This window comes from Thermobrachium celere DSM 8682 (assembly GCF_000430995.1).
Classification (GTDB): Bacteria; Bacillota; Clostridia; order Clostridiales; family Caloramatoraceae; genus Thermobrachium; species Thermobrachium celere.
The window spans coordinates 529,045-549,822 of record NZ_HF952018.1 but is presented as its reverse complement, the minus strand read 5'-3'; the positions used below and the strand labels follow the sequence as shown (position 1 = coordinate 549,822).

The following is a 20,778-nucleotide window of genomic DNA, read 5'->3' as shown; positions in this document are numbered from 1 at the left end:
TATGTTTAAAATAGTTATAGTAGAAGATGAAGAAATTATACGAAATGGACTTGTTTTTACTATAGATTGGCTTTCTTTGGATTGTACTGTTGTAGGAACAGCATCAAATGGACTTGAAGGATTAAATTTAATTAAAGAACATAAACCTGATATAGTTATTACAGATATAAAAATGCCTGTAATGGATGGAATTGAAATGTTAAAAGAAGCTTTAAAGCATGTCTCTTTTTATAGTATAATTCTAACTAGTTATTCAGAATTTGAATATGCTAAACAAGCAATTAGCCTTAAAGTATATGAATATATATTAAAACCTATTGATGAAGATGAACTTATTAAAACCATAAATAATGTTAAACAGGAAATAAAAGATAGGATTAAAAATAAGTTAATATCAAATAATCAAAATATAATTGATATTGATTCATACATAATAAATAGCAAAGATAATTACTATGTAAATCAAGCATTATTAGAAATAAAAAACAACTACAGTAAAAAAATTTCTCTTGAAAGTATATCCGAAATGTTGGGAGTAAGCCCAAGCTATCTAAGTAGAAAATTTAAATCAATAACCTCCCAAACATTTATGGACATATTAAATCAATATAGAATTAAAAAATCAATAGACCTATTATTATCTGGTAAATACAGAGTATACGAAATATCGGAATTAGTTGGTTTTGGAGATTATAAAAATTTTTTCAACACATTTAAAAAGTATCTAAATATTTCTCCCACAGAGTTTTTAAAACAGGAAGATAAAAAGCTGTATAGTAGGTAAATCTACTATACAGCCTTTTTTATACACTTATAAATTCTGGTATAACTTCATTTATTAGTGTAGCAACAGCACTATTGTCATTGCTTACAGTAATGCATTTTGCTGCTTTTTTTAAATCATTATGAGCATTTGCAGTCGCAACTCCAAGGTATGCTACCTTTATCATTTCAATATCATTACAATAATCTCCAATTGCAACAACTTTATTTTCATTAACACCTATTAATTTAATTAGTTCCCTCAATGCACTTCCTTTTGATACTCCAAATGGTAAAATTTCAAGATATTCATCAGTAGAAAACATACAATTAAACTTGTTTTTTGGAATAATACTTTCAATTTTTTTCAATATACCTTTAAGCTTATCATTTTTTCCATTTAAAATTACTTTAAGCCATTTTTCATTTATAATATCTAACACATCTGCAAGTTCATAGGGCTGTTTTTCGTGTATAACATATGGATCAATGTATCTTGTTCCTGAAACTATATACATCTTTCCAACTGTAAAAATCTGAACACATATCTCATTATATTCATAAAGTACATCTCTTATAGCATGAGCTAAAATACTATTATCCAAACAGGCATGCTTTATAAATTTTTCTTTTTTAAAATCATAAATTGCAGCACCATTATATAAAATAGCAGGACAATTTATTGGTAAATCTCTAATAAATGGTCTTATATTTAATTCTGTTCGTCCTGTTGCAACAGTAAATAGGCCTCCATTGTTAACAAAATACCTTAATGTATCAATATTTTTCTTTGATATATTTTTACTTGAATCCATAAGTGTACCATCTAAATCTGAAACAACTAATATGCCATTAAAATTCATTATCTGTCCTCCCAACTATATACTAATATTTTTGCTTCCAGTTAGCTTAAAGAATATCAATAATGATATAATTGTGGTTACTGTTAATATTGTTGAAAGTGCGGCTGCTGTACCATAGCTTGCCCTAACAACTTCAGTATATATAGTTACAGACATTGTTCTTGTATTAGATGTATAAAGTATAACCGATGCACTTAATTCATTTATTACTGTAATCCAGCTTAAAATCGCCCCAGACAACACTCCAGGAAGCATCATCTTTGAAGTCACCTTAAAGAAGGTCTTAACCGGTGAACAACCAAGGCTAATAGACGCCTCTTCAATACTTGGACTTATTTGATATAGTATTGCTGCACTAGATCTTAGTGTATATGGTAATCTTCTGATAACAAATGCCATTATCATAATAGTAGCTGTACCACTTAATATGATATATCCTTTATTAAATGCAAGCAGAAGAGTAATTCCAAGTACTGACCCAGGAATTATATATGGAAACATTGTTACTGTATCTATAACTGTTGTCAAAGTACTTCTTCTTCTAGTTGAGATATATGCAGTTAGCATTCCAATAAGAATGATTATAATTATAGCTATAAACCCATACACATAAGTATTAGTAATAGATTTACCTAGTCTACTAAACACAGTTCTATAACTCTTTAAAGAGAATTCATGTAAAAACATAGCTCCTCTTGTATTTAAAAATGAAGTATATATTACTGTAAGTTGAGGAATTATTGATAATATTACTACTAAATATATAAATATATGCGCTAAATAGTTTGATATTCCCTTTAGCTCACCTATTTGTATTGGCCTAAGTGAACTCATAACATAAGATTTTTTGTTTATTATATACCTTTGAATTAAAAACATAATTGAAGTTAAAAATACCATAACTGTTGCCATTGCAGCAGCAAAGTTTGCCTGACCACCAACTTCACTTATAAACTCAGAATAGATTAATGTTGGCATAACATTATATCCTTCTCCTATTAAAACGGGTGTACCAAAATCTGCTATTGCATTCATAAAAACTAAAAGAGCTCCTGCAAGTAAAGTTGGTAAAATTAAAGGAATAATAACAAAAGCTAATTTTCTTGATGGTTTTGAGCCTAGACTTTCTGCTGCTTCAATTAAGGATGAATCTATTTTCTTTAATGCACCAGATACATACAAATATATAAAGGGATATAATTTTAAAGTTAGAACTAGTAATATACCTACATATCCATAAATAGTAGGAATATTTAAATTGAAATTGTGCTTAAAAAATTTAGTAATAACCCCGCTTCTACCACATAATAAAACCCAAGAATATGCACCTATAAAAGGTGGTGAAAGCATGGATATAATTATTAAAACTTCAAGCAATCTCTTTCCCTTTATCTTATATGCTGTCATCAAATATGCAATTGGAAGTCCGATTATAATTGATAATAGTGTAACACTTGTTGCAGAAACAATACTGTTTATTAATGCTTGATAATAGTATTTTTTACTAAAGAACTTTTGAAAGTTTGCCAAGGTAAATTTAGAAGTTAAAGGTTCCTTAAAAGCATCAATAAAAAGTGTAGTTAAAGGATACACCAAAAACAATAAAAAAATGCCTAAAATAGTCAAAGTAACTATTGTCCAAAAATCAAATTTGAATCTTTTATTCATATAAAATCACATCCTCTATCAAATTAATGCTACCATCTTCATTAAATACGTTTATCCTTGATAAATCTGGTTCTAAATAGATAATATCATTTTCTCTTAAAAATTTATTTGTGTCTGATATATCCTGAACAAATTCACATACCTTGTTTTCTCCAAAAACATTATCATCAATTAATGTAAATTCATAATTTATAAACTTACCAAAAAATGTTCCCTTTAAAATCTTTACTTTAAGTCCCTTATTTGCAATTTTTAGTTCCTCTGGTCTTATTGAAACAATAACATCCTGTCCATCTTTTACATTACTGCTCAAATTATTCATTTTTATTCTATAGTCCTTATTAAATACCACATATCTTTCACCATTTTCTATATTTATTTTAGCTTTAATTAAATTTGAACTTCCTATGAAGGTTGCAACAAATATATTAGTTGGCCTTTTATATATTTGACATGGTGTTCCTACTTGTTGAACAACCCCATCCTTCATTACAGCAATTCTATCTGAAATAGCAAGTGCCTCCTCTTGATCATGCGTTACATAAACTGTTGTTATTCCTATTTGTTTTTGAATGTCCCTTATAACACTTCTCATCTCTATTCTAAGCTTTGCATCAAGATTAGATAGAGGCTCATCCATTAAAAGAACATTGGGACGTATTACTATTGCACGTGCAAGAGCAACTCTCTGTTGCTGACCACCAGATAATTTATCAGGAAGCCTGTCTTTATAATCATACATTTTAACTGTTTTTAATATTTCTTCTACTCTTCTATCACTTTCAGATTTAGGCACTTTTCTAAGCTTCAATCCATATTCAACATTTTCTTTTACTGTAAGATGAGGAAAAATTGCATAATTTTGAAATACCATACCTATATTTCTTTTATACGCAGGTATTTCATTGATAACTTTATCATCAAATTTTATACAGCCTCCATCAATGCTATTAAAACCTGCAATCATCCTTAATAATGTTGTTTTTCCACATCCTGATGGACCAAGTAGAGTAAAGAATTCACCATTTTTTATTTGTAAGGACAAATTAGGTATAACAGTCGTTTTTTCATATCTTTTAACAACATTTTCAATTATAATAGCTACGCTCATATATATTCCCCCCTTAACAATTAGGCCTACAACAAACGTCGCAGGCCTCAATCTTTATTATTTACTGCTTGTAAATATTTCCTTAAACTTATCTAGCCATTCTTGTTTGCTCTTATTCACAGTTGCCTCATCGTCCTTAATTAGATTCATTTCATTTAGTGCCTTAAGTCCTGAAGCTGCTGGAACATCCTTTCTTACTGAACGTCTACATAACTGATTTGCAATTAAAGTTTGAGCTTCTTTACTAGTTACAAAATCTATAAATTTCTTAGCATTTTCTAAATTCTTTGCTCCTTTAATTATTTGAACTGTATCAGGTTTTGCAATAACTCCTTCCTTCATGTAGATAATTTCAACAGGAGCACCATCTTTAACATACTTTGCTGCTGCTTCTTCAAATGTAAGCCCTACAGTATATTCACCATCCGCAACACCCTTATATACTGCTGATGAGCCACTTAAAAGTTTGCCATCTAAGTTCTTACAAAGTTGTCCAACATATTCCCATCCCTTATTTGGATCACCTTGTCCCATTGCATATAGCATATTTACAAGATGTTCAAAGGATGAAGATGATTTTGAAGGATCAGCAAATGCGATCTTTCCCTTTAATGCAGGATTTAGTAAATCTTTGTATCCTTCAATTTTTATATTACCTATTAAGTTCTTATTTACCATAATAACACTTGGAATCATTGTAAATCTTGTAATCATACCCTCTGTATTTTTGCAATCATCTAATACTGAATCCTCATTTTTACTCTTATATTCCTGGAATAAATCCATCTTAGGCTTTACAGTTGATAATGAACCACCCCATAATACATCTCCTAATGGATTATCCTTTTCTGCTTCAATTCTTTTTAAAAGTTCTCCCGTTCCTGCTGTAACAACTTCTGCCGTAATACCTGTACTCTTTTCAAACTCTGCAACTATAGGATTGATGAATTCTACTGGATGTGGACAATAAATTACTACTTTCTTGGAATCATTATTTGTGCTATTTGTTGTTTGTGTCTTTGAATTTGTACATGATGCCAAAGATAACATCATCAATGAACTTAAAGCTAAACTTAAAATTTTTTTCACCTTCAATTCCCCCTTCATTTTTTCTTAATTTAATATTAACAAGAATGAATATTCTGAACAATCCAAATAATTATATAAATATCCAAAATTTTGACCAAATTAAAGGAGGCTGCATTCTGCAGCCTCCTTTATTATCTTCCAAACTCAGCTCCTCTTTCAAGGGCCTTCTTATTTAGTTCATAGAATTGCTCTTTTCCGTGTTCCTTTAGAGCCTTTAGAAGTGATTCCATCTTTACTATCTTTGTCTTTTCAACAAGTGCTCCAAGTAGAACCATGTTAGCAATCTTCTTTGAACCAACTTCTTCAGCTATTCTTTGAGCTGGTATCTTTATAATTTCTATATCTGTTCTTTCTGGTTCTCTATTTACAAGGTCACTATCTATTATCAATAATCCACCCTTAACAACATGGCTTTCAAACTTGTCAAGTGATGGTCTATTCATTACAACTACTGTTGTTGCATCAACAACAAGTGGTGATCCTATTGGTTCATCTGATAAAATTACTGAGCAGTTTGAAGTACCTCCACGCATTTCAGGTCCATATGATGGGAACCATGAAACATTTAGGTTTTCTTCAAGTCCAGCATAAGCTAGGAACTTACCCATTGAAAGAATTCCTTGTCCTCCAAATCCTGCAAATATGATTTCTTGATTTGCCATATTACTTCACCTCCCCTGTAGTTGCATCCTTCTTAACTCCAAGTGGATAGTATGGAATCATGTTGTCTCTTAGCCACTTAACTGATTCATTTGGTGATAGACCCCAGTTAGTTGGGCATATTGATAATACTTCTACAAGGGAGAAACCTAATCCTTGAAGTTGTATTTCAAATGCCTTCTTGATTGCCTTCTTAGCTTTAATTATATTTGGAACGCTGTCAACTGATACTCTTTCAACATAAACAGCACCATCTAATGTTGAAATCATTTCTGCAACTCTAATTGGGTATCCTGCTGTTTTAACATCTCTTCCATATGGTGAAGTTTCAGTAACTTGACCAGGAAGTGTAGTAGGTGCCATTTGTCCTCCAGTCATACCGTATATAGCATTGTTAACGAATATTGTTGTAATCTTTTCTCCTCTTGCAGCAGCATGAATAATTTCAGCTGTACCTATAGCAGCAAGGTCTCCATCTCCTTGATATGTAAATACAACGCTGTCCGGAACTGCTCTTTTAATTCCTGTTGCAACTGCTGGTGCTCTACCGTGTGCAGCTTCATACATGTCGCATGCAAAATAATCATATGCAAGAACTGAACATCCAACAGGAGCAACACCTATTGTTTTATCAAGTATTCCAAGTTCATCAATTACTTCTGCTACTAATCTATGGATAACACCATGTGTACATCCTGGACAATAGTGAGTTGGCACATCAAGTAGTGCCTTTGGTCTATCAAATACTACTGTCATTATTTAGCACCTCCTACAATTCCCTTTATCTTGTTTGCAATTTCAGCTGGAGTTGGAACCATACCTCCACTTCTTCCATAGAAGTGAACTGGCTTTCTACCATTTACAGCAAGTTGTACGTCTTCTACCATTTGTCCACAGCTCATTTCTACTGAAATAAATCCATGTTTAGTCTTATCTACAACCTTATCAAATGCTTCTACTGGATATGGCCATAGAGTTATTGGCCTTATTAAACCAACATTAATTCCTTCCTTCTTTAACATCTTAATAGCATTCTTACATATTCTTGCTAATGTACCATATGATACTATAACAAGGTCCATTTCTTCATCACAATTGTAAAGTTCGTATCTTACTTCATTCTTTTCAATTTCTCTATACTTTTCTTGAAGTTTGTTGTTGTGTGCTTCAAGTTCTTCTGGCTTTAGGAATAGAGAGTTGATTACATTATGCTTTTCTCTTCCTCTTAGTCCATTTGCTGCCCAAGTCTTTTCTGGAAGTTCCTTCTTTGGTCTTTCCTTAAATTCAACTGGTTCCATCATTTGTCCAAGCATACCGTCTCCCATTATCATAACTGGTGTTCTGTACTTGTCTGCAATATCAAAGGCATCTTGAACAAAGTCAACCATTTCTTGAACTGATGATGGAGCAAGAACTACTAATTTATAGTCTCCATGTCCTCCACCCTTAGTTGCTTGGAAATAGTCTGATTGTGCTGGTTGAATACCTCCAAGTCCTGGACCTCCACGAACAATGTTTAAAATAACACATGGAAGTTCTGCACCTGCTATATATGAAATTCCTTCTGCCTTTAAGCTTATACCTGGGCTTGATGAAGAAGTCATTACTCTAACTCCTGCACCTGCAGCACCATAAACCATGTTTATTGCTGCTACTTCACTTTCTGCTTGTAGGAAAACTCTTCCTACCTTTGGCATTCTTCTTGACATGTAAGCTGCAACTTCAGTTTGTGGTGTTATTGGATATCCAAAGAAACATTGGCATCCAGCATGAATGGCAGCTTCACCAATTGCTTCATTTCCCTTCATTAAAACCTTTTGAGCCATCTAAGCTTACCTCCTTAATCCCTTTATTTTTCAACCTTTATAACAACGTCAGGACATATTCTTGCACATGATGCACAAGCAATACATTTTTGCATATTATCACCCTTTACAGTTGCTGGGTGATAACCCTTTGTGTTTAACTTTTCATCAAATTCAATTATTTTTACTGGGCAAACTTCGATACAAAGTCCACAGCCTTTGCATCTTTCTTCTCTAAAAGTTACCTTTCCCATAGTCTACCTCCTAAAAATTTATTATTTATTCATCAAGATACTTTCTCCATGGAGGGAGCATAAATATCTTGATTGGGAAAATCTCATTTTGTATTTTATCCTTTACTTCTTCAACCAAGTCTTCCCTTACTGCTGTAAATTTTATTGGTATATTTGTTATTCTTGAAACTTCCTCAACAATCTTTTGTCCATTTAGTATATCATCTATTGTTGTTTCATAGGATAAATTTGAATTATTAACAAGATATTTAACCTTTAATCTTGATGCTGCCTCTATATCTCTTATATATTCCAATATTCCTTCTACATCCTTTGTAAAGGGACGTGTAGTATTTATAACAAAATACATATCGTAGTCTTCCATTTTGAAATATCTGTTATATTGACCAAGGGCAACAGCCCCTTGGTCATCACCACCAACATCAAGAACTACATCATAGCTTTTGTCGTTAAATACTGCTAATGTTTCAAGTGGAATTGTACCTAGTTCTGCATTTGCCATCTCTTTTGGTGTTGCTATAACTCTTATTCCTAAGCTCTCAAGGTATTCCTTTTCATCCCTTGTACAAAAGTATGGATTTACTATATCAAGGTCTGCTATACATACCTTTTTCCCTTCATCCCTTAATTTTATAGCATAATTTATAGAGATTTCTGTTTTGCCACTTCCAAAATGTCCTGTAAATATTCTTATTCTTGACTCCATTTAATCACATCCTATTTATATTCCTTAGCTGTTTCTTCTCCCTTTAAAACTCTAAGTCCACCTTCAGCAAGTGCAAGCATTTCATCTTCACCTGGATACACAACAACAGGTGCAATGAAGCTTATTCTTTCTTTTATCCAGCTTACATATTCTTCTCCGTAAGCAAGACCTCCAGTTAGTATAATTGCATCTACCTCACCCTTTAAAACTGCTGCACAGCTACCAATTTCCTTTGATACTTGATATGCCATAGCCTTATATATAAGTTCTGCTTCCTTGTTACCTTCATCCATCATCTTCTTTACTTCTCTTCCATCATTTGTACCAAGATAAGCAACAAGTCCACCTTTGCCTGTAATTTTCTTTTTTATTTCATCTTGTGTGTATTTTCCTGAGAAGCACATCTTAACAAGGTCTCCTACTGGAAGTCCTCCTGATCTTTCTGGTGAGAAAGGTCCTTCACCATCAAGTGCGTTGTTTACATCAACAACTCTTCCTTTTTTGTGAGCACCTACTGAAATTCCACCACCCATATGTGCAACTATAAGATTTAGGTCTTCGTATTTTACTCCCTTTTCTTTTGCATATCTTTTAGCAACAGCCTTTTGATTTAATGCGTGGAATATGCTCTTTCTCTCAATTTCTGGCATACCTGATATTCTTGCAACATCCTGCATTTCATCAACTACAACAGGGTCTACAATAAAAGAAGGTATGTTATACTTCTTTGCTATTTCATAAGCTATTACTCCACCTAAATTAGAAGCATGTTGCCCTTGTACACCTATTTTTAAATCCTCAAGCATCTTTTCATTTACTGAATATGTACCACCTTCAATTGGTTTTAATAATCCACCACGTCCAACTACTGCATTTAATGTACTTAAATCTATTCCCTTATCTTCAACAGCCTTTATAATAACATTCTTTCTAAATTCATATTGATCAAATATTGTTGCATAAGGTGCAAGCTCTTCTGCTGAATGTCTTAGTGTCTCTACAAATACTGGGTTTAAATCATCGTAAACTGCTATTTTAGTTGATGTAGAACCTGGATTTATAATTAGCATTCTATTCATGTTACATCCTCCTTTTAAATTATAGGCATGCAACAAGGCACGCAAGAGCTATTGAATAGAGCTTGCTTTCATTGCTATCAGCTCTTGAAGTTAATATTACTGGTGCTGCTGCTCCAACAAGTATTCCTCCGTTTTTCGCATTTGCTGTATATGTTAAAGTCTTATACATAACGTTTCCTGTTTCGATATTTGGAACAAGTATGATATCTGCATTACCTGCAACTGGGCTCTTTATTCCCTTATGTTTTGCTGCCTCTTCTGATAGAGCATTGTCTATTGCTAGTGGGCCATCAACAATACAACCCTTTATTTGTCCTCTATCATTCATCTTTGATAGTGCTGCTGCATCAAGTGTTGGCTGCATATCTGGATTTACTACTTCAACTGCACATACTGGTGCAACCTTTGGAACTTCAATTCCAATAGCATGAGCAACCTTTACAGCATTTTCTAGTATTTGTTTCTTAGTATTTAAATCTGGTGCTATATTCATAGCAGCATCTGTCACAAGTAGAATTCTTTGAAGTGCTGGAACTTCAAAAACAGCAACATGTGATAATACTCTTCCTGTTCTTAATCCCTTTTCTTTATCAAGAACTGCTCTTAAGAAGGTTGCTGTATCTATAAGTCCCTTCATAAGCATATCTGCCTTCTTTGTTGATACAAGCTCAACAGCCTTCATTGCTGCCTTTGCATTATCCTTTTCATCTATCACTTCAAATTCATCTAAGTTAATTCCTAATGTTTTTGCAATCTCTTCGATCTTTTCCCTATCACCAACTAATACAGCATCAGCAAGCCCCATAGCCTTTGCATCTCTAACTGCTTCTAAAACTGGTTCATCTTGTGCTACTGCAACTGCTATCTTCTTTCTCTCACCACATTTTACTTTGTTTAAAATTTCTTCAAATGTTCTAATCATATTTTCACCTCTTCCTCATAAATTTTAGCCTTTTCTTCTCCAATTAGAACTCTATAGGCCCCCTCTGCTAGTGCCTGCATTTCATCTTCTCCTGGCACTACAACCACATCCGCAATAAACTTAACCATATCTGTTACATAGTTTACAAGTCTTTCTGAATAAGCAAGACCTCCAGTTAAAATTATTCTATCAACATCCCCAAACAACACCGTACTAACCGCACCTATTTCTTTACCAATTTGATAGCACATTGCTTCAAATATTAGTTTTGCCTTTTCATCGCCGTTTTTAATCATCTCTTCTACAACTCTAGCATCATTTGTACCAAGATAACCAACAAGCCCTGCTTGACCTACCATCTTCTTTTTAAGCTCTTTATATGTATATTTTCCTGAAAAAGCAAGTTTTACTAGGTCTCCTACAGGTACCTGCCCACATCTTTCTGGTGAGAATGGACCACTTTCATTTGCATTGTTTACATCAACTATTCTACCCCTTTTTAAAGGTGCAACTGAAATCCCCCCACCTAAATGAGCTACTATGAAATTGCAATCCTCAAGTTTTTTGCCAAGCTGCTTAGCAACCCTTCTTGATACTGCTTTGATATTTAGTGCATGCACAAGTGATCTTCTTTGTATCTCTGGTATACCTGAGATTCTAGCTATATCTTCAAACTCATCAACAGCCACAGGGTCAACAATGTAGGCCTCTTTTCCTATTTCATCTGCTATTGATTTTGCAATTATTCCCCCTAAATTTGATGCATGTTCCCCTTGATAGCCAATTTTTAAGTCCTCTATCATCTTTTCCGTTACCTTATATGTACCTGATGGCATTGGTCTTAATAGTCCACCACGTCCTACAATGCAGTCAAATTCTCTAATGTCTATCCCCTCTTGGTTTAAATATGTAATAATTTGTTGTTTTCTAAATTCAAACTGATCTGCAATCCTTTCATATTTTGCAAGTTCTGTTGCATCATGAGTAATATTTGTCTGTTTAACCTTCACGTCTTTTTCAAATACTGCAATTTTTGTTGATGTTGACCCTGGATTTATTGCAAGAATTAGTCCCCTCATAAAATCTCCACCCCTATGAATAAATATGTTATTTAATTTTCTAAAAACTTTCTCTATTCTTATTTTAATGTATAATGGTACATAAATGCAACAAAAATATTTATAAATTATTATGTTTATTTAATAATTTGCAAAATATATTTCACTCTATTGGTGCATACTTTTGCATTATTTTCTCTGCTGTTTTAATTCCGTCAACTGCTGCAGACATTATTCCTCCAGCATAACCAGCGCCTTCTCCTGATGGATAAAGCCCCTTAATTGTGCTTGATTCGAAGGTTTCTGTCCTTATAATTCTAACAGGTGCTGAAGTTCTAGTTTCAATTCCTGTTAAAACTGCATCAAAACTTGCAAATCCTTTAATTTTTCTGTCGAAATCAACTAAAGCCTCTTTTAATACGTTTATAACATAATTTGGTAAGCAGTCCTTTAAATTTGCAAAGTTATATCCTCTTGTATAGCTTGGTTTTACCTTTCCTATTTTCTTTGAAACTTCATCCTTTAAAAAGTCTCCAACAAGCTGAACAGGTGCAATATACCCTCCTCCACCTACTTTATATGCCAACTCTTCATAATGTCTTTGAAACTCCATACCTGCAAGTGGATGAGAACTTGCAAAGTCATTTGGTCCTACTCCAACAACTATAGCACTATTGGCATTTTCTCTATCTCTTCTATACTCACTCATTCCATTTGTAACAAGCCTTTTTTCCTCTGAAGCTGCAGCAACGACAAGTCCACCAGGGCACATACAAAAACTATAGCAAGGTCTTCCATAGTTTTTGCTTGTATAAGTTAATCTATAGTCTGCCGCTCTTAACTTTGGATGGTTTGCAAATTTGCCATATTGATTTTCATCTATCATCTTCTGTAGATGTTCAATTCTAACTCCTATAGCAAATGGTTTTTGTTCAAACTCTACCCCTCTTTTTAAAAGCATCTCATAGGTATCCCTTGCACTATGTCCTATTGCAAACACAACAACATCTGAATATATTTCATATTCATTATTAACAATTACACCCTTTATGTGTCCATCCTTTACTATAATATCCGTAACCTTTGAATCAAACTTTACATCTCCACCTAGTGCCTTAATTTTCTCTCTAATGTTTTTTACAACTGTCTGTAGTATATCAGTTCCAATATGTGGTTTGCCTGAATACATTATTTCCTTTGGTGCACCAGCCTCTACAAACTCCTCAAGTACATATGTTATTCTTGTATCTTTTATTCTTGTGGTTAGCTTTCCATCTGAAAATGTTCCAGCACCACCTTCACCAAACTGTACATTACTCTCTAAATTTAACTCTCCTGTATTCCAAAAATTTTGTATGTCTTTGGTTCTTTTTTCAACACTTGATCCTCTTTCCAATATAAGTGGTTTGTAACCGTTTTTTGCCAAAATAAGACCGGCAAATAACCCTGCCGGTCCTGTCCCAACTATTATTGGTCTTTTTTCTAACTTCTGACTTCCAAAATCAAAATTATCATCAAGCATAGTTTGATCAAGTAAAACATCTTTACTGTTTGCTCTTGCTACAACTTTTGATTCATTATTACACTTAAACTCAACTTGATAAACAAAATCAATTTTATTTTTACGCCTTGCATCAATAGATTCCTTTAATATTTTATAATCCCAAATGTCATCTTTATGTACCTTAGCCATTTTACAAGCAATATCCATAACCTTATCTATGCTGTCATCTAGCGAAATTCTTATATTATTAACTCTTACTGTCATATACACCCTCCATTATCATTTGTTTACTCTTAGTTTTATACTTGTTGGATTAATATCAATCACATCTATATTTGATATTTTTGTTATCTTTATTGGAACAGTATGTTCACCCTCATCATATTGTGAAACATCTAATTCGTAGGATAGTTGTTTTTCATCTAGTGCATTTACTTGGCTTTCACTTCCTCTAACAGTCAATGTAACTTCGTTTTGTGAAAGTGTATAGCTATATGTATCAACTTGATTTTTCATAAGTACAGGAATTTTTATCTCCCTTTGTATGATATTTTCTACAACTAAATCCACCTGTATACTTTTATCTTTGCTTTTTACATATACTCCCTTAGGCAAATTAAGTTCTACTTGTAGGGATGTGCTTTGTCCTATCTGTTGCAAATCTATAGGTTTTGTTTCAATTTCTTTAATTTTATTTATAACATTTACATCTCCTAAAATATATACCTTAGGTTGTGATAGATTTATAGACTTTATAACCTTACCCTTAGGAAGTGTATTTTTTGTAATAACGTTTATAGGTACTTCCTTTGTAGGCTTTACGCTGACTAAAACGTCTACATATTTAGGATCAGTTTCTACATTAGAAACCTGCTTTCTTTCTCTATCGTAGGCCTTGACAATTATTGAATTGCTTATATCTGAAAATGCTCCTGTAACATCCACTTGACCTTCAACATAGCTTACCTTGTTTATGTATTCTTCAGGTCCAATTACAATAATTTCAGAAGGCCTAACAACTGGCTCTAATGTATCATATCCCTCTTTTGGTATACCTGTAATATTTATATTTACAGGATAAGATTTTGCCACTAGATTATCAAGTTTTACCCTTATATAAGGATATATTCCATCAGTTACAATTTCCACCCCTTGAGGTTTTTTCTTTATTTCAACAGGTATATTGTTATCTCCCCTTTTTAAATAACCACTCATGTCAGCTTCTACTTTAAAGTCCTCTTTAGTAACTTTAAAAACATCAAGGGCTCTACCTTTTATTGTTAAATTAATTGTGAAGTTTTGATTTGGAAGCATAACTAGATTTGAATTTTTTACATTTTCAACATTGTATAAAGTAACAGGAATATCCTCTATTGTTCTTATTTGAACTGGATTTTTCTCCCCCATCACATAAAGCCAAAGTATAAAGGCAATAAATACTGAAAGTACTATTGCCATTATTTGTTGTTTATCTTTGTTAGCCATTCTTTCACCCTCTTAAAAAATGTATTATCTATCTCTATGTTCTTTTTCAGTATTCCATATAATACCTTCTTCAACCTCTCAGCATTATATCCCCTAACAAGCTTACCATTTATAGATATAGATATTGTTCCTGTTTCTTCTGAAACAACAACTGCTATAGCATCGCATGTCTCTGTTATACCAATTGCTGCTCTATGCCTTGTTCCAAGCTCCTTTGATACAAACTGTTCTGTAAGAGGCAAAACACATGATGCAGCAACTATTCTATCCTTTCTTATAATAACAGCACCATCGTGCAGAGGAGTATTTTCTACAAAAATGTTTTCAAGAAGTTGTGAGGATACTATTCCATCTATAACTGTACCGCTCTCTACATAATCATTTAAACCTGTATCCTGCTCTATTATAATAAGTGCACCTGTTCTATTTTTTGAAAGATTATCTGCAGCAATTACAATTTCATTTACAACCTTCTCAACCTCTTCATCACTATCAAATAATCTCCTATTTAATATCTTACTTCTTCCAAGATGCTCTAATGCCTTTCTAAGTTCAGGTTGAAATATTATGATAAGTGCAATTAAACCAACAGTCAATGTATTTTGTATAAGCCAATGAAGTGTTATAAGTCCTAATATTTCACTTATTTTCATTACAAGCAGAATAAGTACAAGTCCCTTAACTAGCTGTTCAGCTCTTGTCTTTCTAATCAGTATAAAAAGTTTATAAAAAATATAGGCAACTATTGTAATGTCTATAACATTAAGAACTGTTAAATGTTTTAAGATTGATATCATACTATTAATATCAAACATAGCAGCCAACCCCTTAAAAGTATTTATATTCTAATTATAATATAAAATTTTCCTATGTGAACAATTAATTTAGGCATGCATAAAAAAGCATGCCCATTAATCCATTAGTTTTATACCTAATTTTTCATAAAAACTATATCCAATTTCATTACTTATTCTCAAACCATTTTTTCTTTGAAAATTAAAAACAGCTTGTTTCATATCCTCACCATAAATTCCATTTACATATCCTTTAAAATAACCCTTTTCCTTTAAAAGCCTTTGAACTTCGTATACATCTGCTCCTCTATCTCCTGGTCTTAAAATTCTAAAACCTTCTCCAAAAGGTCCATATGGACCACCATATATTCTAACTGTTGTGCCTATTGGAACTATTTTATAAAGCTCTCTAACATCTTTGTTAAACATTCTAATGCATCCTTCTGACTCATCATGCCCTATTGACCATGGCTCACTAGTACCATGTATACCGTATTTACCCCATGGTACATTAAATCCCATCCATCTTCCGCCAAATCCTTCACCCCATGTGTCTTTGCTTATTATCCTCCACACCCCAATTGGTGAAGGCGTATTTGGTCTTCCTGATGCTATTGGATATGTTTTTATGAGTTCATTATCTTTATATAAATACAATCTATTAATTGTTACATCAACAAAAATATAATACCTTGAACTTGAATTTTTATCCTTTTTAAACACGCTGTCGCTTCTTACAAATATTAGTGTTCCACCAACTGCAACAACAATACACATTAAAATTATTATAAAAAGTGCAATATACCTCCTTTTCATCGTCTCCCCCCAATTAATCACTTAATTATAAAATATGACTTTAAACTTTAATTAATGAATACTTTGTTTTTTAAATGTGCAAAATAATCGTGTAAAATTTAATTTTTAGGAGGGAAACTTATGGTTAATAGAAATATTGCTTGTACTGTTCGTGATTGTAGACATCATGCTGGAAATGAAAACTATTGCACACTAAATGCAATTCAAATAGTAAATCATCATAATCCAGCCAAGGATAAAGAAGCAACTGACTGTGGAAGCTTTGAATGTAAATAAAAAAGGGACCATGTGGTCCCTTTTTATTTCTTTAAAGTTGCAATCATAACTCCTGATACTATTGTACCTACTATTATTGAAACTGTATATAATAACAAGCCCCCAACCGCATTTGGTATTGGAAGAACAAATATTCCTCCATGTGGTACAGCAAGTGTACATTTAAATGCCATTGATAATGCACCAGTTACAGCTGAACCCAACATAATTGAAGGTATAACTCTTAATGGATCTGCTGCAGCAAATGGTATTGCACCCTCTGTAATAAATGATATACCTAGGAAAAATGCTGCTTTACCTGCTTCTATTTCTTCTTTAGTAAACTTATTTTTTGCTATTCTTGTTGCTAAGAATACCCCAAGTGGTGGTACCATATCTGCTGCCATTACTGCTGCCATAACAGTTGATGGTTGTCCTGATGCTATAGTACCTACAGCAAACGTATATGCAGCTTTATTTACCGGACCACCCATATCAAATGCCATCATAAGTCCTAATACTATTCCAAGGGTTATTGCACTTCCTCCACTTAAACTATTTAGCCATCCCTCCATTGCTTTATTTATAGAAGCAACTGGAGTACCAACTACATAAATCATTCCCAAACCAACAATTAAAGTTGATAACAATGGTAAAACCAAAACAGGCATTAAACCTTCCATAGTTTTTGGTAATTTTATAGTCTTCTTTAAAAATTCAACTACATATCCTGCAGCAAAACCTGCAATAATACCACCTAAGAAACCTGCACCTAGTTTGCTTGAAAGAACACCACCTATCATACCAGGAACAAGACCAGGTCTATCAGCAATTGAATATGCTATATATCCTGCTAGTATCGGAACAATAAGTGAAAATGCTCCTCCACCACCTATGTCCATAAGTGCTGCCGCAAGTGTTCCCTTTTGTTCAAATGCTTTAATACCAAAGGCAAAGGATAGAGCAATTAATATACCACCTGCTACAACGAAAGGAATCATAAAGGATACACCAGTCATTAGATGTTTATATGCACCTGTTATCTTTTTCTTCTCCTCTTGTTTTGCCTCAAATACCTTATCAACATAATTATTTTTCTTTTCAAGCTTCATTGCTGATTCAATTAAACCCTTTGCATCTTTAATAGCATCCTTTACTGATACCTCAATCATTGGAAGTCCATTAAATTTTGTTTTATCAATTTTTGTATCTGCAGCAATAATAACAGCATGTGCTTCTTTAACATCCTCTGGTGTTATTTCATTTTCAACACCTACAGAACCTCTTGTTTCAATTTTAATATCAACATCTAATTCTTTTGCTGCAATCTTCAAAGCTTCAGCAGCCATATAAGTATGGGCAATACCTGTTGGACATGAAGTCACTGCTAAAAGTTTCATATACTTTCCCCCCATCATTCTTTGAATGCATTTATTACATCTTCATAACTTGAGGCATTAAAAAGCCTATTTCTAACCTCATCATACATCAGCCTTCTTGATAGCATACTTAATATTGTTAAATGTTCATTATTTGCATTATTAGGTACTGCTATTAAAAAGAATATGTGTGCTGGCTTACCATCCATAGAATCATATTCTATTCCTTCCTTAGATAAACCAAAAGCTAGTGCAGGTTCAACTACACTTTCGTCCTTTCCATGAGGTATAGCAACACCCATTCCAATTCCAGTTGTAAACTCTTCTTCTCTTTTTATCACCACCCCTTTAAATCTTTCTTTATCTTTTATCTTTCCGTCTCTATATAAAATGTCAATCAATTCATCTATTACTTCAAGTTTTGATTTTGATTTAAGATTAAATTCTACTCTCTCTGGTGTTAAAATTTTTTGTAGCTCCATTTTAGTTACCTCCTCTGTATTTCTACTAATTCTAGATATTTTAGTATTTCATTCCTGTCTGGTGCTTGGCTACCTTCTTTAGTGACTTTGGCGGTCGATGCAGCAATAGAAAGCCTAAATGATTCTTCAAAAGGTAAATTATCATGTATACCTATGGCAAATGCTGCAACCATTGAGTCGCCAGCACCTACAGTACTTTTTACATCAACCTTTATTGGTTTTGAATAAAAGCATTCGTCCTTATTAAATAAAATTGCTCCCTTTTCACCCATTGAGACAACAGTTGTTATTCCTTTATCTACTATTACAGAAACTGCTTTTTTAATATCTTCTAAACTCTCTCCACAATTTACAATAGTTTTTAACTCATTTAAATTTGGTTTTATTAATAATGGTCCTGCCTCTATTCCCTTTCTTAAAGCTTCACCTTCTGCATCTAATATTATCTTTACACCTATTTCCTTTAGTTTTTCTATCATTATCTTATAAGTGTCAACATTAAGTCCCTTAGGTAGACTTCCTGATAAAACTACAACATCATTAGAATTAACTCTGCTTTTTATTCGTTTTATTAGGTTTTCTAAATCAAAATTATCTGTTTCAAAACCTAACTGATTTATATCTGTAAACCTTCCTTCTCTTTCTTCTACTATTTTTATATTTGTTCTTGTTTCTCCATCTACTTCAATAAAATCACAACATATTCCGTATTCATAAAGTTTTTTATAAACATAATTGCTATTTTCTCTCCCAATAAACCCCATAGCAACAACATTATGTCCTAATTTTTTAATTACTTTTGCAACATTTATTCCTTTCCCACCAATATCATCACGGGAGAATAAGCTTCTATTTACATGTCCTAAATTTAAACTATCAAGTACTATTGTTTTATCTATTGCTGGATTTAATGTTACCGTGTAAATCAATTTATCACCTTCTTATGCTAGAATAAATTTAACCCCTAAATGTTCATATTTTTCATAATCCTTAGGGAGCTTGTCTGTTATAATGTAATCAATTCTTGAAACATTGCATATGAGAGAAAAATTGACTTCATCAAATTTAGAACTATCAACTACAAGATATACTTCCTTTGCTCCCTCTATCATTGCCCTTTTAGTACTTGCTTCAACTATATTAGGAGTTGTAACTCCTGATTTTATGGATACTCCGTTTGCACCTAAGAAGAGTTTGTCTACTTTAAGCTGTTTTAATATTTCTTCTGCAAGTGGTCCAACCATTGCCTTAGTTTTGGTTCTTAAAATTCCACCTGTTACAATAACCTCTATATCTTCTCTATCTGATAATTCATCTGCCAAATTTACTGAATTTGTAACAACAGTAACTCCCTTTGCAGTAATGTATCTTGAAATAAATTGTGTTGTCGTACCTGAATCAATTGTTACAGTATCTCCATCCTCTATAAGTGAAGCAGCTTTTTTAGCTATTTGCTCCTTCTCCTTTAAAAACTTATCCTGCTTTTCTTTAAAGGATGGCTCAAAATTTGTACTGTTTGTTGAAACAGCTCCACCATGGGTTCTTACAATACAACCAGCCTGTTCTAATTCTATCAAGTCACGCCTTATTGTAGCTTCTGATACATTAAAGAGCTTCGAAAGTTCTGAAACCCTAACGCTATTATCCGATTTGATTATTTCTAAAATTTTACTTTTTCTCTCTTCAGCAAACATAATACCACCTATTCTTCAATATTTTTTAGTATTTCTTTTATAGCATCTGCTGCTTTATCTTCATCTGGTCCATCAATCTTTATTTTTATTGTATCTCCCTTTTCAATAAGAAGGCTTAAAACACTTATAAGGCTTTTGGCATTTATTGTCATATTATCTTTTTCTATTATAATATCTGATTTAAATTTATTGGCCTCTGATATGAGAATAGTTGTTGGTCGTGCATGTAGAGCCATTTCGTTCTTAAATGTGTATTCTATAATCTTCATCTACTCACCTCATGTTTGTTTATGTTTGTTTTTATTATATTTTATGTTCATTTGTGTTTGTTTGTGTTTGATTTTATTATAAATTATCTGAATTTTGAAGTCAATATATTATTAGAATTTTTC

At 32.7% G+C, this 20,778-nt stretch carries 23 protein-coding genes; 2 read left to right on the top strand and 21 right to left on the bottom strand.

The window, feature by feature from the left end; translation table 11 throughout:
• Position 1 precedes the first annotated feature (1 nt).
• Positions 2 to 784 (top strand): response regulator transcription factor, encoded by a 783-nt coding sequence (locus TCEL_RS03175; RefSeq protein WP_018661056.1) that lies wholly within the window; start codon positions 2 to 4, stop codon positions 782 to 784.
• Positions 785 to 803: 19 nt separating this feature from the next.
• On the opposite strand, the gene TCEL_RS03170 is transcribed toward TCEL_RS03175, so the two are convergent.
• From TCEL_RS03170 to TCEL_RS03095, 16 genes are all read right to left on the bottom strand, one after another.
• Positions 804 to 1,625 (bottom strand): Cof-type HAD-IIB family hydrolase, encoded by an 822-nt coding sequence (locus TCEL_RS03170; protein WP_018661054.1) that lies wholly within the window; start codon positions 1,623 to 1,625, stop codon positions 804 to 806.
• 15 nt (positions 1,626 to 1,640) lie between these two features.
• Positions 1,641 to 3,293, bottom strand: a complete 1,653-nt coding sequence (locus TCEL_RS03165; RefSeq protein ID WP_018661052.1) for an ABC transporter permease — start codon at positions 3,291 to 3,293, stop codon at positions 1,641 to 1,643.
• The gene (locus tag TCEL_RS03160) at positions 3,286 to 4,404 is read right to left on the bottom strand and encodes an ABC transporter ATP-binding protein (RefSeq protein ID WP_018661050.1); all 1,119 of its coding nucleotides are present in this window, start codon (positions 4,402 to 4,404) and stop codon (positions 3,286 to 3,288) included. Before TCEL_RS03160 ends, TCEL_RS03165 begins: the two co-directional genes overlap by 8 nt.
• A 57-nt stretch (positions 4,405 to 4,461) precedes the next feature.
• The gene (locus tag TCEL_RS03155; protein WP_018661048.1) at positions 4,462 to 5,493 is read right to left on the bottom strand and encodes an ABC transporter substrate-binding protein; all 1,032 of its coding nucleotides are present in this window, start codon (positions 5,491 to 5,493) and stop codon (positions 4,462 to 4,464) included.
• A gap of 131 nt (positions 5,494 to 5,624) precedes the next feature.
• Positions 5,625 to 6,155, bottom strand: a complete 531-nt coding sequence (locus TCEL_RS03150; RefSeq protein ID WP_018661046.1) for a 2-oxoacid:acceptor oxidoreductase family protein — start codon at positions 6,153 to 6,155, stop codon at positions 5,625 to 5,627.
• Between the two features lies 1 nt (position 6,156).
• A complete protein-coding gene (locus TCEL_RS03145; RefSeq protein WP_018661044.1) occupies positions 6,157 to 6,909 on the bottom strand; it encodes a thiamine pyrophosphate-dependent enzyme in 753 nt (250 codons plus the stop codon).
• Positions 6,909 to 7,979: a 3-methyl-2-oxobutanoate dehydrogenase subunit VorB gene (locus TCEL_RS03140; protein ID WP_018661042.1), complete on the bottom strand. Its 1,071-nt coding sequence runs from the start codon at positions 7,977 to 7,979 to the stop codon at positions 6,909 to 6,911. The genes TCEL_RS03145 and TCEL_RS03140 overlap by 1 nt, the downstream gene beginning before the upstream one ends.
• 23 nt (positions 7,980 to 8,002) lie before the next feature.
• Positions 8,003 to 8,212, bottom strand: a complete 210-nt coding sequence (locus TCEL_RS03135; RefSeq protein WP_018661041.1) for a 4Fe-4S binding protein — start codon at positions 8,210 to 8,212, stop codon at positions 8,003 to 8,005.
• 25 nt (positions 8,213 to 8,237) lie between these two features.
• The gene (locus TCEL_RS03130) at positions 8,238 to 8,918 is read right to left on the bottom strand and encodes a nucleotide-binding protein (RefSeq protein ID WP_018661040.1); all 681 of its coding nucleotides are present in this window, start codon (positions 8,916 to 8,918) and stop codon (positions 8,238 to 8,240) included.
• An 11-nt stretch (positions 8,919 to 8,929) separates the two neighbouring features.
• Positions 8,930 to 9,997 (bottom strand): butyrate kinase, encoded by a 1,068-nt coding sequence (gene buk / locus TCEL_RS03125; RefSeq protein WP_018661038.1) that lies wholly within the window; start codon positions 9,995 to 9,997, stop codon positions 8,930 to 8,932.
• A 19-nt stretch (positions 9,998 to 10,016) separates the two neighbouring features.
• On the bottom strand, positions 10,017 to 10,919 hold the full coding sequence (ptb, locus tag TCEL_RS03120; protein WP_018661036.1) for a phosphate butyryltransferase: 903 nt from the start codon (positions 10,917 to 10,919) through the stop codon (positions 10,017 to 10,019).
• Positions 10,916 to 11,998, bottom strand: coding sequence for a butyrate kinase (gene buk, locus TCEL_RS03115; RefSeq protein WP_018661034.1), 1,083 nt, complete (start codon positions 11,996 to 11,998; stop codon positions 10,916 to 10,918). The genes ptb and buk (TCEL_RS03115) overlap by 4 nt, the downstream gene beginning before the upstream one ends.
• A 142-nt stretch (positions 11,999 to 12,140) precedes the next feature.
• On the bottom strand, positions 12,141 to 13,745 hold the full coding sequence (locus TCEL_RS03110) for an NAD(P)/FAD-dependent oxidoreductase (protein ID WP_018661032.1): 1,605 nt from the start codon (positions 13,743 to 13,745) through the stop codon (positions 12,141 to 12,143).
• Positions 13,746 to 13,760: 15 nt separating this feature from the next.
• Positions 13,761 to 14,966 carry a CdaR family protein gene (locus tag TCEL_RS03105; RefSeq protein WP_018661030.1) on the bottom strand — a complete coding sequence of 402 codons (1,206 nt, stop codon included), beginning with the start codon at positions 14,964 to 14,966 and terminating at the stop codon, positions 13,761 to 13,763.
• On the bottom strand, positions 14,939 to 15,781 hold the full coding sequence (gene cdaA / locus TCEL_RS03100; RefSeq protein WP_018661028.1) for a diadenylate cyclase CdaA: 843 nt from the start codon (positions 15,779 to 15,781) through the stop codon (positions 14,939 to 14,941). Before cdaA ends, TCEL_RS03105 begins: the two co-directional genes overlap by 28 nt.
• Before the next feature lie 96 nt (positions 15,782 to 15,877).
• Positions 15,878 to 16,576, bottom strand: coding sequence for a L,D-transpeptidase family protein (locus tag TCEL_RS03095; protein ID WP_018661026.1), 699 nt, complete (start codon positions 16,574 to 16,576; stop codon positions 15,878 to 15,880).
• 120 nt (positions 16,577 to 16,696) lie between these two features.
• Here TCEL_RS03095 and TCEL_RS13145 point away from each other — a divergent pair, with 120 nt between their 5' ends.
• On the top strand, positions 16,697 to 16,852 hold the full coding sequence (locus TCEL_RS13145; RefSeq protein WP_018661021.1) for a DUF1540 domain-containing protein: 156 nt from the start codon (positions 16,697 to 16,699) through the stop codon (positions 16,850 to 16,852).
• 23 nt (positions 16,853 to 16,875) lie between these two features.
• On the opposite strand, the gene TCEL_RS03090 is transcribed toward TCEL_RS13145, so the two are convergent.
• The 5 genes from TCEL_RS03090 to TCEL_RS03070 are packed head-to-tail and all read right to left on the bottom strand — an operon-like array spanning position 16,876 to position 20,655.
• Entirely contained in the window at positions 16,876 to 18,231 is a 1,356-nt protein-coding gene (locus tag TCEL_RS03090) for a PTS fructose transporter subunit IIC (RefSeq protein WP_018661019.1), read from the bottom strand.
• Positions 18,232 to 18,245: 14 nt separating this feature from the next.
• A complete protein-coding gene (locus TCEL_RS03085) occupies positions 18,246 to 18,692 on the bottom strand; it encodes a PTS sugar transporter subunit IIA (protein WP_018661017.1) in 447 nt (148 codons plus the stop codon).
• Positions 18,693 to 18,697: 5 nt separating this feature from the next.
• Positions 18,698 to 19,621, bottom strand: a complete 924-nt coding sequence (gene pfkB, locus TCEL_RS03080) for a 1-phosphofructokinase (protein WP_018661015.1) — start codon at positions 19,619 to 19,621, stop codon at positions 18,698 to 18,700.
• Positions 19,622 to 19,633: 12 nt separating this feature from the next.
• Positions 19,634 to 20,386: a DeoR/GlpR family DNA-binding transcription regulator gene (locus tag TCEL_RS03075; protein WP_018661013.1), complete on the bottom strand. Its 753-nt coding sequence runs from the start codon at positions 20,384 to 20,386 to the stop codon at positions 19,634 to 19,636.
• Between the two features lie 8 nt (positions 20,387 to 20,394).
• Complete coding sequence (locus tag TCEL_RS03070) at positions 20,395 to 20,655, bottom strand: HPr family phosphocarrier protein (RefSeq protein ID WP_018661011.1); 261 nt, start codon at positions 20,653 to 20,655, stop codon at positions 20,395 to 20,397.
• Between the last annotated feature and the right edge of the window lie 123 nt (positions 20,656 to 20,778).

What these genes read in the sequence shown, in the direction of transcription:
- TCEL_RS03160 (WP_018661050.1), bottom strand. Translation starts at nt 4,404, where the DNA reads ATGAGCGTAGCTATTATAATTGAAAATGTTGTTAAAAGATATGAAAAA.
- TCEL_RS03075 (WP_018661013.1), bottom strand. Translation starts at nt 20,386, where the DNA reads ATGTTTGCTGAAGAGAGAAAAAGTAAAATTTTAGAAATAATCAAATCG.
- TCEL_RS03135 (WP_018661041.1), bottom strand. Translation starts at nt 8,212, where the DNA reads ATGGGAAAGGTAACTTTTAGAGAAGAAAGATGCAAAGGCTGTGGACTT.
- TCEL_RS03110 (WP_018661032.1), bottom strand. Translation starts at nt 13,745, where the DNA reads ATGACAGTAAGAGTTAATAATATAAGAATTTCGCTAGATGACAGCATA.
- TCEL_RS03090 (WP_018661019.1), bottom strand. Translation starts at nt 18,231, where the DNA reads ATGAAACTTTTAGCAGTGACTTCATGTCCAACAGGTATTGCCCATACT.
- cdaA (WP_018661028.1), bottom strand. Translation starts at nt 15,781, where the DNA reads ATGTTTGATATTAATAGTATGATATCAATCTTAAAACATTTAACAGTT.
- ptb (WP_018661036.1), bottom strand. Translation starts at nt 10,919, where the DNA reads ATGATTAGAACATTTGAAGAAATTTTAAACAAAGTAAAATGTGGTGAG.
- TCEL_RS03070 (WP_018661011.1), bottom strand. Translation starts at nt 20,655, where the DNA reads ATGAAGATTATAGAATACACATTTAAGAACGAAATGGCTCTACATGCA.
- TCEL_RS03105 (WP_018661030.1), bottom strand. Translation starts at nt 14,966, where the DNA reads ATGGCTAACAAAGATAAACAACAAATAATGGCAATAGTACTTTCAGTA.
- buk (WP_018661034.1), bottom strand. Translation starts at nt 11,998, where the DNA reads ATGAGGGGACTAATTCTTGCAATAAATCCAGGGTCAACATCAACAAAA.
- TCEL_RS03095 (WP_018661026.1), bottom strand. Translation starts at nt 16,576, where the DNA reads ATGAAAAGGAGGTATATTGCACTTTTTATAATAATTTTAATGTGTATT.
- TCEL_RS03130 (WP_018661040.1), bottom strand. Translation starts at nt 8,918, where the DNA reads ATGGAGTCAAGAATAAGAATATTTACAGGACATTTTGGAAGTGGCAAA.
- TCEL_RS03145 (WP_018661044.1), bottom strand. Translation starts at nt 6,909, where the DNA reads ATGACAGTAGTATTTGATAGACCAAAGGCACTACTTGATGTGCCAACT.
- TCEL_RS03175 (WP_018661056.1), top strand. Translation starts at nt 2, where the DNA reads ATGTTTAAAATAGTTATAGTAGAAGATGAAGAAATTATACGAAATGGA.
- TCEL_RS13145 (WP_018661021.1), top strand. Translation starts at nt 16,697, where the DNA reads ATGGTTAATAGAAATATTGCTTGTACTGTTCGTGATTGTAGACATCAT.
- TCEL_RS03165 (WP_018661052.1), bottom strand. Translation starts at nt 3,293, where the DNA reads ATGAATAAAAGATTCAAATTTGATTTTTGGACAATAGTTACTTTGACT.
- TCEL_RS03140 (WP_018661042.1), bottom strand. Translation starts at nt 7,979, where the DNA reads ATGGCTCAAAAGGTTTTAATGAAGGGAAATGAAGCAATTGGTGAAGCT.
- TCEL_RS03150 (WP_018661046.1), bottom strand. Translation starts at nt 6,155, where the DNA reads ATGGCAAATCAAGAAATCATATTTGCAGGATTTGGAGGACAAGGAATT.
- TCEL_RS03170 (WP_018661054.1), bottom strand. Translation starts at nt 1,625, where the DNA reads ATGAATTTTAATGGCATATTAGTTGTTTCAGATTTAGATGGTACACTT.
- buk (WP_018661038.1), bottom strand. Translation starts at nt 9,997, where the DNA reads ATGAATAGAATGCTAATTATAAATCCAGGTTCTACATCAACTAAAATA.
- TCEL_RS03085 (WP_018661017.1), bottom strand. Translation starts at nt 18,692, where the DNA reads ATGGAGCTACAAAAAATTTTAACACCAGAGAGAGTAGAATTTAATCTT.